Below are 12,744 nucleotides of genomic sequence, written 5' to 3'. Positions count from 1 at the left end.
TCCCGACCCCGGTGATCGGCGCCGACGACGTCACCGAGGCCGCCGTCGCGCTCGCGACGGCCGACCCGGAGGACTCGGACGTGAACGTCCTCTTCCAGGGCGTGAACGTCCACGACGAGCTGGCGGCCGGCGGCGAGGCGGTCGAAGTCGCCGCCGTCACCGGTGTGGACGGCGCCGACGTGAAGGCGAACCGCGCGGTCGGCAAGGAGGTCGACCGCGTCCTCGCCGAGCTGTCGACCGGCGAGGAGGTCTCCGCGGTCGTGATCACCGACGGCGCACAGGACGAGTCCGTCCTCCCGGTGATCCGGTCGCGGATGCCGATCGACGGGATGCGCCGCGTCGTCGTCCGGCAGGCGCAGGACCTGGAGTCGCTCTACTACACGATCAAGCAGGTGCTGGCGGACCCGGAGACCCGCGGGACGATCCTGGTTCCGCTCGGCGTCCTCCTGCTCATCTACCCCCTGGTCGTCGTCGCGAACCTCTTCGACGTCGCGGGCGCGGCCGTCCTCGGGATCCTCTCCGGGCTCGTCGGGCTCTACTCGCTGTTCCGCGGCCTCGGGCTGGAGGAGACCGTCGACGGCGCGGCCTCGACCGTGCGGAACGTCCTCTACACGGGGCGGGTGACGCTCGTCACCTACGTCGTCGCGCTCGCGCTGATCGTCGTCGGCGGCGTCCAGGGGACGGAGACGGTCGAGGCCGTCGGCGCGGTCCGCGGCGGGTCGGTCACGGCCGGCGTGACCCTCGCGGCGTTCGTCCACGGCTTCGTCCAGTGGCTCGCGGTCGCCGGGGTCACCTCCAGCCTCGGACAGATCACCGACGAGTACCTCGGCGGACGCTTCCGGTGGCGGTATCTCAACGCCCCCTTCTACGTGCTCTCTATCGCCGTCGTGCTGTACGCCGTCTCCGGCTTCTTCCTGCCGGACGCGCCGGGCGTCACGTCGCTCGGGCTCCCGGACCTCGCGATGGCGCTCGCGGCCGGGACGCTCATGGCCGTGTTGAGCACGCTCGCGTTCGCCGTCGCGGAGTCGCAGCTCCCGTCGGCGACCGGCGTCGGCGAGCGAAAGAGCGGGTAGGCGGCGTACCTGTTTAGAAGGCGTTCCGGAGCGCTACCGCGGCGTCCACTCCTCGCAGGCGTCCATGTCGTCCATCAGCTCGTCGTGCCGCCCGCAGTACGGCTGCATCCCCTGGTCGGTCCGGACGTAGTCGAAGTGCGTGCAGTTCCCGCAGTAGGTGTCGCCGGGACCGTCGCGGGCGGCGGCGTCGACGCCGGGGGAGATATCGGCCCCGCTTCGCCCGTCTTCCCCCGGCCCCGCGGGTCCGTTCGGCCCCGCCGACCTCGCGTCGTCGAGCGGCGACCGGATGTCCGTGCCGGCCTCGCCGCCGTCGCTCACGCCGGCGGAGCCGCCGCTTGGGCCGCCGGAGGCGGAGTCCGAGAGCCCCGCGCCGAGACCGCCTCCCGAGCCGCTCGTCGGCCGCGTGCCGTTTGCCGCCCCCACACCGGTCGTCGGCCCGTTTCGGGTCGCCGATCCGCCGCCGGCCGGCGACCCCTCACCGACCGACGGTCGGCTCCCGGACCGCGATCCGTCGCCGGTCGGCCCGTCGGCCCCCTGGGCGCGGTCCGGCCGGTTCGTCTGCGTCTCCACGTCGCCGTCGGGGGTCCCGCCGAGGAGCCCGACGCCGCCCATCCCCTCGACCTGCTCGCGGCCGACCTCGATGACCTTCGTCTCGCCCTTGTGGGTCACCTCCATCGTGACGGTGCCGCCGGGGTCGTTCCGCGTCTTGAAGTTGGCGACGCCGATGAAGGCGCTCCACAGCGTCGTCGCGGCGCCGACGAAGTACAGCCCCGCGGTCGGCAGCGTGAGGTCGGTCAGCTCCGGGCGCGGCCCGCTGACCCAGTGGTACGGGTAGGCGTACGCGAACAGCGCGACGCCGAGACACATCACGCCCGCCCCGACGACCGCGGCGACGCGCGTGCTTCGATCCGCCGGAAGGACGGTCATCACGCCGAGCAACACCATCGGGACGCCCACGCCGCCGAGCACGCCGCCGAGCCGCCGCGCCTCGGCCGAGCCGTAGCCGCTCGGGAGCACGACCTCCGCGGCCACGAAGAGCCCGGCGACGAGCAGCAGGGTTCCGGCGACGAACGAGCCCACGCCGAGGTACAGCCGGCGCGGGTCGACCTCGGAGCCCCCCCGTCCGCCGTACGCCTCCGAGAGACTGGTCATACGCGACCTACGTCGTCCTCCCTGAAAACAGTATGTCAGACGTTCGCCCGCGCCGGGGGACGGGGCGGGCGCGAAGGCGACGCGAACGGGCGGGCGCGAAGGCGGCGCGACCGGATGAGAGGCGTGCGGCGGCGGCCGCTGATGAATCCATCTGTGATACGGAGCGACCCGTCGAGAGTCGAGACCGAACCGATACGGAACTGCCGAATAGACGGGGGAGGGAGGGGCATCGGCGACTACGGACGGGGTACGCGGATATCGCCGCCGAATTTATCCCCTCCGAATATAATCGTTCGGTAGTCGGTGGCATAGATGGACGTCATCTCCGAATCGATCCGGGTCCTGTACGTGGACGACGAGCCGGAGTTCGCGGAGATGGCTGCTACCTTTCTCGAACGCGAAGACGACCGGTTCGATGTCGAAATCGTAACGAGCGGAACCGCGGGATCGGAGCGGCTCGCCGACGAGGAGTTCGACTGCGTGATCTCCGACTACGATATGCCCGGCCAGAACGGGATCGAGTTCCTCGAGACCGTCCGCGAGGATCACGCCGACCTCCCGTTCGTTCTCTACACCGGCAAGGGAAGCGAGGAGGTCGCCAGCGACGCGATCTCGGCCGGCGTCACCGACTACCTTCAGAAGACGGGGAACGCCGATCAGTACGCGCTGCTCGCCAACCGGATTCTGAACGCCGTCGCTGCGCACCGATCACGGCGTATCGCAACCGAGCGGACGCGGCGATTAGAGACGCTCATCAGCAACCTCCCGGGGATGGTTTACCGATGTGGGAACGAACCCGAGTGGCCGATGGAAACCGTCAGGGGCGAAGTCGAGGACCTCACCGGCTACAGCGCCGACGCGATCGAGAGCGACGACTTGCTCTGGGGCGATGACATTCTCCACCCGGACGACAGGGAGGAAATGTGGGAGACCGTCCAAACGAGTCTCGCCGCGGACGGCACTTTCGAAGTCACCTACCGCATTATCACGCGTGACGGCACGACGAAGTGGATGTGGGAGCGCGGACGGGGCGTGTACACCGACGACGGCGAACTGGACGCCTTAGAGGGGTTCATCACCGACATCACCGAACGGAAACGGCGCGAACAGGAGCTCGCGGAGAGCGAGTCCCGGTACCGAACGCTCGCGGAGAACTTCCCGGACGGCGGCGTCTTCTACGTCGACAGCGACTTTCGGTATCGGGTCGTCTCCGGAAGCGGATTCGAACCGCTCGACACCGATCCCGACGATATCGTGGGCCGAAGCGTCTCCGAAGTCGAACGGTTCCCCGCGGAGCTCGTCGAGACGATCGAAGCGATTCACGAAGCGACGCTGGCCGGGCGGTCCGAACGCGTCGAGGTGCCCTACGAGGGTCGCGTCTTCGAGATACGAACGGCACCGGTTCGTGAGGACGGCGACGTCGTCGCCGGGCTGCATATCGCACAGGACATCACCGAGCGGCGCGAACGCGAGGAAGAGCTACAGCGACAGAACGAGCGCCTCGAAGAGTTTGCGAGCGTCGTCAGTCACGACCTCCGGAACCCGCTGAACGTGGTCGAAGGGCGGCTCGAACTGGCTCAAACCGAGTACGACAGCGACCAACTCGTCAAGGCCGAGAGCGCGCTCGAACGATGTCAAGCGCTGGTCGACGACCTGTTGTCGTTGGCGCGAGAGGGTGCACTCGCCGCCGAGACTGAACCCGTCTCTCTCGAAGACGCGGCCGAGCAGTGCTGGGCGAGCGTCGAAACCGGCGACGCGACGCTGACAATCGACACCGATCAGACCGTGATGGCCGATCGGAGCCGGCTGAAACAACTCCTCGAAAACCTCATTCGAAACGCGATCGACCACGTCGGCCCCGACGTGACGGTCGAGGTCGGGCGTCTCGCGGACGGGTTCTACGTCGCGGACGATGGTCCCGGAATCGGGGCGGACGACCGGGAAGAGGTGTTCAAGTCAGCGTACTCGACGGTGCCGGACAACACCGGGTTCGGTCTGGCGATCGTCAGTGAAATCGCGAACGCGCACGGGTGGGATGTGACGGTCACCGAAAGCGCGTCGGGCGGAGCGCGGTTCGAGATCACCGGGGTCAAGCTCGCCGCATAGATCCGCCGCCTTCCTTGCGAGCGCTCAGACGGGCGCCCGGGCCCCCGTCGCTCCGCGGAGCGGACGGGTCGGCGACCGGCCGCGGGGGCCGGCCTCGTCACGCGTCGCTCAGAGGAGCCCGTCGACGTCGACGTGCGCGTCGAGCAGCTCCGCCATGCGGTCCACGGTGCGCGCGTCCCGGGTCCGCCCGCTCCGGACGATCCCCTCGGCGCGGTCGATCGCGGTGACGGTGTCCGTGTTCACGGCGAGGACGGGCTTGCCGGCGTCCGCGGCCTTCCCGAGCACCGCGCCGGAGGGCCGGTGGCCGCCGGTGAGGACGAGGCACGCGACGCCGGAGGCGTCGAGCGCCGCGGTCTGGACGTCCGCGCGATCGCCGCCGGTGATGACGGCCGCGTCGCGGGCGCGTCTGAAGTACCGCAGCGCCTCGTCGCCGCCCATCGCGCCGACGAGGAAGCGCTCGACGAAGCCGTCAGTCGGGGCGTCGGTGAGCAGCTCGGCGCCCAGCTCGTCGGCGAGCTCCCCGACGGTGACGCCCGCGAGCTCCTTCTCGTGGGGGATCGCGCCGAAGACGGTGATCCCGCGCGACTCGAGGAACGGGATCCCGTCCTGGCCGAGCGAGTCGAACGCGTCGTCGGACACCTTGTTGAACACGACGCCGGCGAGGCGGTCGCCGAAGGCGTCGGCGGCCGCGAGCACGTCGTCGAGGTCGTTCGGCGACGAGTAGCCGGCGACGAGGACGACCCGCGCGTCGAGCAGCTCCGCGACGTCGACGTCGGTCAGGTCGACGACCCCGCCGGTGGTCCAGCTGCCGCCGCCCTCGACGAACATCCGGTCGCGGTCGGCCGCGAGCTCCTCGTACTCCTCGCGGATCCGGTCGCGGAGCGCGTCGGCGTCCTCGGTGCCGCGGATCGCGCCCTCGACGAACGTCGGCGAGTAGACGACGGGCTCCATCTGATGCATCTCGGAGTCGAGGCCGAGCACCTCGCGGGCGAGCATGGGGTCCTGGTCGAGCGTCTTCCCGACGTTCGACTGGAGCCGCGTCCCCTTCGGCTTCATGTAGCCGACGCTGCGGTCGCGGTCGGCCGCGAGCCGCGCGAGCGCGACGGTGATCGCTGTCTTTCCGGCGCCTTCTCCGGTCGCGGTGACGAGTGTGGTGGGTGTGTCAGTCATTGGTGGGTCCCTCCGAGTCGGTGGCTTCGGGGTCGGCGTCGACCGGGTCGAGCGCCTCCGGGTCGACGGTGAGTCGCACGTCGACGGCGGCGGCGTTCGTGCCCCCGTCGGCGGCGGGCAGTGCGACGAGCGGGTTGATGTCGAGTTCGAGGATGGCCGGGAAGTCGGTGACCAGCTGCGAGAGCCGACCGATCGTCTCGATCACGGCGTCAACGTCGACCGGGTCGCGGCCGCGGGCGCCGCGCAGCAGGGGCGCCGACTGGATCTCCTCGGTCATCTCGCGGGCCTCGGGCTCGGAGACGGGCGCGACGCGGAAGGTGGTGTCCTCCATCACCTCCACGAAGATGCCGCCCAGCCCGAACATCAGCAGCGGGCCGAACTGCGGGTCCCGGTTCATGCCGACGATGGTCTCGACGCCGTCGTCGAGGTCGACCATTTCCTGCACCTGTACGCCGAGGACGGTCGCGTCCGGCTGGTAGTTGCGCGCGCGGGTGATGAGGTCCTCGTAGGTGTCGGCCACGTCGTCGTCCGCGACGCCGACGGCGACGCCGCCGATGTCGCTCTTATGAAGGATGTCCGGCGACACGATCTTCATCACCACGTCGCCTTCGATCCCGGCTGCGACCTCGCTCGCGCGCTCGGGCGTGTCGACGATCTCGCCGTCGGGCGTGGGGATCCCGTACGCGTCGAGCAGCTCCATCGCCTCGACGCCGAGCCGGTTGTCGTCGCGGTCGCGGACCGTCCCCAAGATTTCGCGGGCGCGCTCGCGGTCGACGTCGAACGACATCGGGGGCGCGTACTCGCGCTCCCTGATGTCGCGGTACTCCGCGAGCGTCGCGAGGCTCTCGATCCCGCGGGCGGGGTCGAAGTAGCAGGGGATCCCCTTCGCCTGGAGCTGCTGTTTCGGCCCGCGCGTCCGGTCGCCGCCCATCAGGCAGGCGGCGACGGGCGCGTCCATCTCCTCGCTGACCGCCTCGATGGCGTCCGCGAGGTCCGCGAAGTCGATCGTAGCCGTGGGGGCGGCCAGCACGAGGGCGGCCCCGACGTTGTCGTCGGCGACGGTGATCTCCAGCGCCTCGCGGAACCGCTCCACGTCGGCGTCGCCGATCACGTCGACCGGGTTGTGGATGTTCGCCTCCGCCGGCATCGACTCGGCGAGCGCGTCGCTCGTCTCTCGCGTGAACGACGCCATGTCGAGGTCCGCGTCGCCGACGGCGTCGGTCGCCATCACGCCCGGGCCGCCGGCGTTGGTGACGATGGCGACGCTGTCGGTGTCGGGCAGCGGCTGGCTGCCCAAGATCCCGGCCGAGTCGAACAGCTCGTCGACCGACTCCGCGCGGATGACGCCGGCCTGATCGAGCCCGGCCTCGTACGCCTTGTCGGAGCCGGCGAGCGTCCCGGTGTGCGAGGAGGCGGCCTGCGCGCCCGCGCTCGTCCGACCGGACTTCACGGCGACGATCGGGGTGTCCTCGGTCGTCTCGCGGGCGGTCTCGATGAACTCGCGGCCGTCCTCGATCCCCTCTAAGTAGCCGATGATCACGTCGGTCTCCCCGTCGTCGCCCCAGTGGTCGACGAAGTCCGTCTCGTCGAGGACGGCCTTGTTGCCGAGCGAGACGACGTCCTTGAACCCGATCCCGTTGTCGTTGGCCCAGTCGAGGACCGCGGTGACGAACGCGCCGGACTGGCTCATGAAGGAGAGCCCGCCCGGGAGGGCGTTCTCGGGACCGAACGTCGCGTTCATGCCCGAGGGCGTCGACATGATCCCCAGGCTGTTGGGGCCGACGAGGTCGAGGTCGTGCTCGTCGGCTATCTCGGCGAGGCGCCGCTCTCGCGCCGCCCCGTCCTCCCCCGTCTCGCCGAACCCGGCGGTGATGACGACGACGTTCCGGACGCCCGCCTCGCCGCACGCCTCGATCGCGTCCAACACGATCGAGGGCGGCACGACGACCACGGCCGCGTCGGCGTCGGCGTCGGCCACCTCGTCGACGCAGGGCGTCCCGAGCACCTCGTCGTAGTTCGGGTTGACGGGAACGGTGTCGCCGTCGAAGTCGTCGAGCAGGTTCGACGTGACCGCGCGCCCGACGGCCCCCTCGCGCGCGGTCGCGCCGACGACGGCGACCCGATCCGGGTCGAACAGCTCGTTGAGCGTACCCATCAACGTGGGGCTACGCGAACCGCCGGCTTAAGATCCGTGGGAGCGCGTTCGCTAGCCGAGTCAATAACGAGCGACCGATCGGGCGCCGCTCGGTTCGGCGGCGGGCCACTCAACTCGGCCGAGAGTCGTTCGGGTCATCGGCGCGTCGCCCGGTTCCGTCGCTCTCGCTTCCGCGTCCTCCGTCGGTCTCGGCCCAGTCTCCCGTCTCCGGGGCGGCCTCCCCGCGCCCCTCGCCGTCCGTTCCGGGGTTCGCGCGGTCCACCGCCGTCCGCGGTCGGTCGGGGAGCCTCGACGCGGTCGACCCAGCCCCCGGCTCCCGCCCGGTGCTCGGGACGGACAGCGTGACGACGTTTCCATCAGCGTGGGTGTCGAAGGAGAGGTCGCCGCCCGACCGGTTCGCGACCCAGTAGACGAGCCACAGGCCCATCCCGCCGGTGTGACGCAGGTCGTCCATCTCCCACCGGTCGGTGATGACGTACCGCTCCTCCGTCGGGATCGGCGGGCAGTTGTCCCGGATCGCGATCTCGACGCTCTCGTCCGCCTCCGTCACGTCGATCCGGACGCGCGGCGCCGACTCCGCGTGTTCGATGGCGTTCTCGACGAGCTCGGCGATCGCGTAGTCCAGCTCCGGGTGCGTGAACGCCTGCACGTCCCGCGGGTACGAGACGGAGACGCTCGCGAGGTCCTCGCCGCCGTCGTCCGAGTCGGGGCCCCGCGGTCCGCCGGCGGTCGACTCGAAGTCGCGCGGTCCGTCGGCGGTAGCCCTGTCGGGGGTCGATTCGCGGTAGCTGACCTCGACCTCGCAGCGGCCCTCGCAGTCGTCGACGACCATGTCGATCGCCTCCTCGACGACGGGGGCGATCTCCACCGACCGCGGCGACCCGCGCTGGCGGAGCAGGTCGATGACGCCGCGCTGCTTCTCGGCGGTCGCCAGGAGGTCGGCAGCGATGCGCCGGATCGTCTCGGCGTGCTCGGCGACGTCCGCGCCGAGCTCGGCCAGCTCGTCCGGGTCGGCCGCCGGCGACGGCGGCCCGTCTGATTCTCCCGTCTCGGCTCCCTCCTCCGCCTCGGATTCCTCTCTCACCCCTGCTCCCTCCTCCGCCTCGGCTTCCTCTCCTGGCTCGGCCTCCTCCCGTTCCTTCGAGTCGAACGCGTCCGCGTCCGCGACCCGGTCGACGATCCGCTCCGCGGTGCCGTCGACGATGTTCATGTCGTTCCGGATCGTGTGCCGGAGCAGGTTGTCCATCACGGCGAGCTGGCGGTCGCGGCGGTACTCGTCGGTGACGTCGCGCGCGAAGCCGGTGACGGCGACGACTTCGCCGCCCTCGACGACCGGCTCGCCGGGCACCCGAACCCACCGAGTGGCCCCGTCGGGCGTCCCGAGCCGGTAGTCGATCAGCGTCGACTCGCCCCCGGAGAGCCGCTGCATCGCTCGCTCGACGTACGGTCGGTCCTCGGGATGGATCGCATCGAGGAAGACCCGCGGCTCGCGTTCCAGCCGCTCCGGGGAGACGTCGAACACCTGCTCGACGGCGTCGTTGATGAACAGGAGCTCTGACCAGTCCGGGGTGAACATCCAGAACACGTCCGGCGACACCGAGGCGATCGTCTCCAACCGACGCCGCGACTCCACCTCCCGGGTCACGTCGCGGGAGGTCAACACGTAGCCGTCGACCCCGGTCGAGTCGGGCGCGTGCACCCGCGTCCGGAGCCACACCCACTCGCCGTCGTCGGTCTCGTAGCGGTACTCGAACGGTTCGTCCGGCTCGGCCTCGCCGGCGACGATCGCCGCGAACGTCTCCCGGAGCCGCGCCTCGTCCTCGGGGTGGACGAGGTCGAACGCGTCCGTCCCGACGAGCTCCTCCGGGTCGAACCCGATCACGTCGGCGGTGGCCGCGTTCAGGTGCCGGTACACCCCCTCCTCGTCGAGGACCACGACCTTGTCTTGGGCGAGGTTCAGGAGGGTCTCGGGGTCCGGCCCGTCGCGCATACGGAACCGGTTCGTTGAGCGATTGATAAGGCTGCCCCCCCGATTATCGCAGACGAAAAATCGGACCGGGCTCAGTCGGCCGAGACCCCGGTCGTCTCGACGGCCGCGGTGAGCGAGTCGACGCCCCCGTCCTCGACGGTCAGCGTGACGCCGTCCTCCCCGAGTTCGATCGCCGCGTCGGTGGCGCCGCGGGTGTACTCGGCGGCGTGGTCGCCCTCGGGGTCGAAGCGGACGCCCTCGACCAGAAGCGGCGTCTCGCTCAGGCGCTCCACCTTCCGGTAGGCCGTCGAGAGCGCGATGTCGCACGCGTCGGCCAGTTCGCTGGTCGTCATCGGCGCGTCGGCGGCGCCGAGGATCGCTCGACAGTCCGGGTCCGCGAGGACGTCGAAGGTGGCGTCCAGCGTCTCGTCCCCCTCGGTCGCCGTCGTCGGTCCGGTCGCGTACGAGGCCTGTCGCTTCATGGATGTACGTATCCGCTCCACCCACCCCAACACCGCCCCTGCATATGAGGGGTGTTTTATAATCGCCCGCCGAGTCCGGTCGCTTTCGGCCGCCTCTAGCCCCCTGCCGCGGCGGGCGTCGGCCCGCCGACGCGACCGCGGACGGCGCCGCGGCGTCAACGTTTTGCCCGGGGGCGGTCACGGACGGACGCAGATGGGATCCGGAATCAGGGCGGAGGTCTCGCTCCCGGCGGGGACGCCGTCGCCGTTCGACGGGGTCGCCGACGGCTCGACGCCGATCTACAGCGTCGCGCGAAGCGCCCCGGACGGGGCCGTGGGGGCGGTCGTCTTCGAGTTCATCGCCGACGCCGACCTGTCGGTGCCCGAGGGCGTCGACGTCGTCTTCAACTACGGCGCCAAGGCCGCCTACCGGTTCGAGACCGACCCCGACGAGGCGTCGCCGTTCGCGGTGCTCGACCGCCACGGGCTCCCCGTGTCGGAGACGACCGTCCGGGACGGGCGGCTCCTCGTCACGTTCCACGCGACCGACCTCCCGACGCTCCGGTCGGTCCTCGACGCGTTCCGGGAGTCGAGCCCGGACATGGAGGTGTTGCGCCTCCTCCAGTCGTCGTCGACGCCGGAGGAGTCGGACCTCGTCACCGTGGACCGGAGCGACCTCACCGAGCGCCAGCGCGAGGTGCTCACGGCCGCCTACGACGCCGGCTACTTCGACCACCCGAAGGGGGCCAACGCCGGCGAGATGGCCGAGTCGCTCGGCATCGACCGCTCGACGTTCTCGGAACACATCGCGGCCGCACAGCGGAAGCTGCTCTCGACGCTGCTCGACTGAGCGGCCACGGGGCGCCCCGCGCCGCCGGTTGACCGGATTCCGAAACCACAGGAATCCGATCCATCCTTCATGAGTGTCAGTGTCGTACGCGTATCCATGACGACTCCACGGACCCACACCTTCGTCTGCCCGGAGTGTCGTCGGTCGATCGAGGTGGACGACGCCATGCGGGCGACCCTGCTCGACGTGGGCTGCGTCGTCTGCGGCGAGCCCGTCACCGAGGGCGACATCGCCGACCCGCAGACCGCGTAAGGTCCCCGCCGCCATCGTCGGTCGCGCTTCCGTCGGTCGCGCTCGCCCCCTCTCGCGGCCGATTCGTCTCGTGCCCTTTATCCCGGCGTACGCCGACCTTCGCGTATGGCGACGAACAGCGAGGTCGAGATGACCGACGCGGAGGTCGACGCGTTCCTCTCGCGCCACGAGACCGGCGTGCTCTCGCTCGCGCGCGACAAGACGCCGTACGCGATCCCGATCTCCTACGGATTCGACGAGGAGTCTCGCGACGCGTTCCTCCGGCTGGTGTCGACGCCCGACAGCGAGAAGCGCGAGTTCCTCGCCTCGGACCCGAAGGCGCGGATCGTCGTGTACGAGGAGGAGGGCGACGAGTACGGGAGCGTCGTCGGCGTCGGCACGCTCCGGCGCGTCGACCTCGACGAGCTCACGCCCGAGACGATCGCGCAGTACGGGGAGACCCGCCGCCCGCTCTTCGAGATCTGGGCCGACGGGAAGTCCGACCTCGACATCGACCTCTACCGGTTCGTCCCCGAACGGCTCACCGGCAGGCGGATCGTCGTCGACCGCGACGAGGAGTAGGCGGTCGCGGCCGGCCGCCGCCGCGACCTCACTCGTCGTCGGGATCGTCCGAGAAATCCTCCTCGCTGGCGCCGGTCGTACAGACCGGACAGCCGGCCGCGAGGATCGTCTCCCGCATCTCCTCGTTGACCTCGATGGTCTGCGCGCAGTCGGAGCAGGTGAAGTGAACGGTCGTCAAACTGGACCTCTCTCGTCTCTCCGGGACGGCACCGGGCGATATAAATGACCGGCTTCGGCGACGGCGGCCCGCCCGGCGGGTCTCCGGGCTCAGTCGGTCCGCGGGACCGCGTACGCGCCGAGCGCGAGAAACCCGACCGCGAGGACGGAGAGGACGGTGAGGTCGCCGACCCACACACCGGGCTCGTGGACGACCGCCCGCGTCCCGCGCGCGAAGTACGTCAGCGGCGAGGCGGCGACGGCCGGCCGGAACCACGCCGGCAGCAGGTCGGGCGAGACGAACGTCTCGGAGAGGAACAACAGGGGGAGCGCGACCGTGTTGCTCGCGGCGATCACGCCGTCCTGCGAGTCCGTGAGCGCGCCGAGCACCGCACCGAGCCCGCAGAACAGCGCGACGCCGACGCCGACGAAGACGGGGAGGACGGCGAGCGCGGGCGAGACGACCGGCTCGGCGTCGGTCACCGCGAGCACGAGCCCGAAGATCAGTAGGCTCGCCGCGCCGATGATCCCGACGTTGACGAGGGTGTGCGCGAGGAGCCACTCCGCCCGCGAGAGGGGGGTCGTCGCCAGCTTCTCGAACCGACCGCCGTCCCGGTGGCGGGCGATCTCCGAGCCGACCCGCGAGAGGGGGGTAAAGAGGACGACGACCGCGAGGTAGCCGGGGATGTAGTAGCCGGCCGGCTCCGCGAACAGCCCGCCGCCGGTCGGCTGGGTTCGGACCAGGGCGCCGAAGATCACCACGAGGATCACCGGGAAGAAGAAGGTGAAGAACACCGCCGTCCGCCGGCGGAGGAACGACCGCGCCGCCGCGGTCGCCT

Annotated in this window: 12 protein-coding genes; 5 read left to right on the top strand and 7 right to left on the bottom strand. The window is 70.6% G+C overall.

Going from position 1 to position 12,744, the window contains the following annotated elements:
* On the top strand, positions 1 to 1,073 hold a 1,073-nt coding region (locus SD626R_RS01535), incomplete at its 5' end, for a DUF373 family protein (protein WP_092562538.1).
* Positions 1,074 to 1,106: 33 nt separating this feature from the next.
* On the opposite strand, the gene SD626R_RS01530 is transcribed toward SD626R_RS01535, so the two are convergent.
* A complete protein-coding gene (locus tag SD626R_RS01530) occupies positions 1,107 to 2,225 on the bottom strand; it encodes a cell division protein CdpA domain-containing protein (RefSeq protein ID WP_092562535.1) in 1,119 nt (372 codons plus the stop codon).
* Between the two features lie 312 nt (positions 2,226 to 2,537).
* Between SD626R_RS01530 and SD626R_RS01525 the strand changes: the two genes are divergently transcribed.
* A complete protein-coding gene (locus SD626R_RS01525) occupies positions 2,538 to 4,331 on the top strand; it encodes a PAS domain S-box protein (protein WP_092562533.1) in 1,794 nt (597 codons plus the stop codon).
* Between the two features lie 108 nt (positions 4,332 to 4,439).
* On the opposite strand, the gene SD626R_RS01520 is transcribed toward SD626R_RS01525, so the two are convergent.
* From SD626R_RS01520 to SD626R_RS01505, 4 genes are all read right to left on the bottom strand, one after another.
* Positions 4,440 to 5,501, bottom strand: coding sequence for a phosphotransacetylase family protein (locus SD626R_RS01520; RefSeq protein WP_092562530.1), 1,062 nt, complete (start codon positions 5,499 to 5,501; stop codon positions 4,440 to 4,442).
* Positions 5,494 to 7,656, bottom strand: coding sequence for an acetate--CoA ligase family protein (locus tag SD626R_RS01515; RefSeq protein WP_092562527.1), 2,163 nt, complete (start codon positions 7,654 to 7,656; stop codon positions 5,494 to 5,496). The genes SD626R_RS01520 and SD626R_RS01515 overlap by 8 nt, the downstream gene beginning before the upstream one ends.
* A 109-nt stretch (positions 7,657 to 7,765) precedes the next feature.
* The gene (locus tag SD626R_RS01510; protein WP_092562524.1) at positions 7,766 to 9,646 is read right to left on the bottom strand and encodes a PAS domain-containing sensor histidine kinase; all 1,881 of its coding nucleotides are present in this window, start codon (positions 9,644 to 9,646) and stop codon (positions 7,766 to 7,768) included.
* 71 nt (positions 9,647 to 9,717) lie between these two features.
* On the bottom strand, positions 9,718 to 10,107 hold the full coding sequence (locus tag SD626R_RS01505) for a winged helix-turn-helix domain-containing protein (protein ID WP_092562521.1): 390 nt from the start codon (positions 10,105 to 10,107) through the stop codon (positions 9,718 to 9,720).
* 193 nt (positions 10,108 to 10,300) lie between these two features.
* On the opposite strand from SD626R_RS01505, the gene SD626R_RS01500 reads away from it, so the two are divergent.
* The 3 genes from SD626R_RS01500 to SD626R_RS01495 all read left to right on the top strand — a co-directional run bounded on the left by SD626R_RS01500 (position 10,301) and on the right by SD626R_RS01495 (position 11,749).
* Positions 10,301 to 10,936, top strand: a complete 636-nt coding sequence (locus SD626R_RS01500; RefSeq protein ID WP_092562518.1) for a helix-turn-helix domain-containing protein — start codon at positions 10,301 to 10,303, stop codon at positions 10,934 to 10,936.
* Between the two features lie 96 nt (positions 10,937 to 11,032).
* Positions 11,033 to 11,188: a DUF7560 family zinc ribbon protein gene (locus SD626R_RS16630; protein ID WP_176697243.1), complete on the top strand. Its 156-nt coding sequence runs from the start codon at positions 11,033 to 11,035 to the stop codon at positions 11,186 to 11,188.
* 105 nt (positions 11,189 to 11,293) lie between these two features.
* Positions 11,294 to 11,749: a pyridoxamine 5'-phosphate oxidase family protein gene (locus SD626R_RS01495; RefSeq protein WP_092562515.1), complete on the top strand. Its 456-nt coding sequence runs from the start codon at positions 11,294 to 11,296 to the stop codon at positions 11,747 to 11,749.
* 28 nt (positions 11,750 to 11,777) lie between these two features.
* Here the strand turns inward: SD626R_RS01495 and SD626R_RS16215 are convergent, their stop codons facing one another.
* Together SD626R_RS16215 and SD626R_RS01490 are read right to left on the bottom strand one after the other, a co-directional pair.
* Positions 11,778 to 11,927: a DUF7560 family zinc ribbon protein gene (locus tag SD626R_RS16215; protein ID WP_137782740.1), complete on the bottom strand. Its 150-nt coding sequence runs from the start codon at positions 11,925 to 11,927 to the stop codon at positions 11,778 to 11,780.
* Positions 11,928 to 12,016: 89 nt separating this feature from the next.
* On the bottom strand, positions 12,017 to 12,744 hold a 728-nt coding region (locus SD626R_RS01490; RefSeq protein ID WP_092562512.1), incomplete at its 5' end, for an ABC transporter permease.

It is taken from the genome of Halorubrum sp. SD626R (genome assembly GCF_001261915.1).
GTDB lineage: Archaea > Halobacteriota > Halobacteria > Halobacteriales > Haloferacaceae > Halorubrum.
This window is presented reverse-complemented; position numbering and strand designations above follow the sequence as displayed.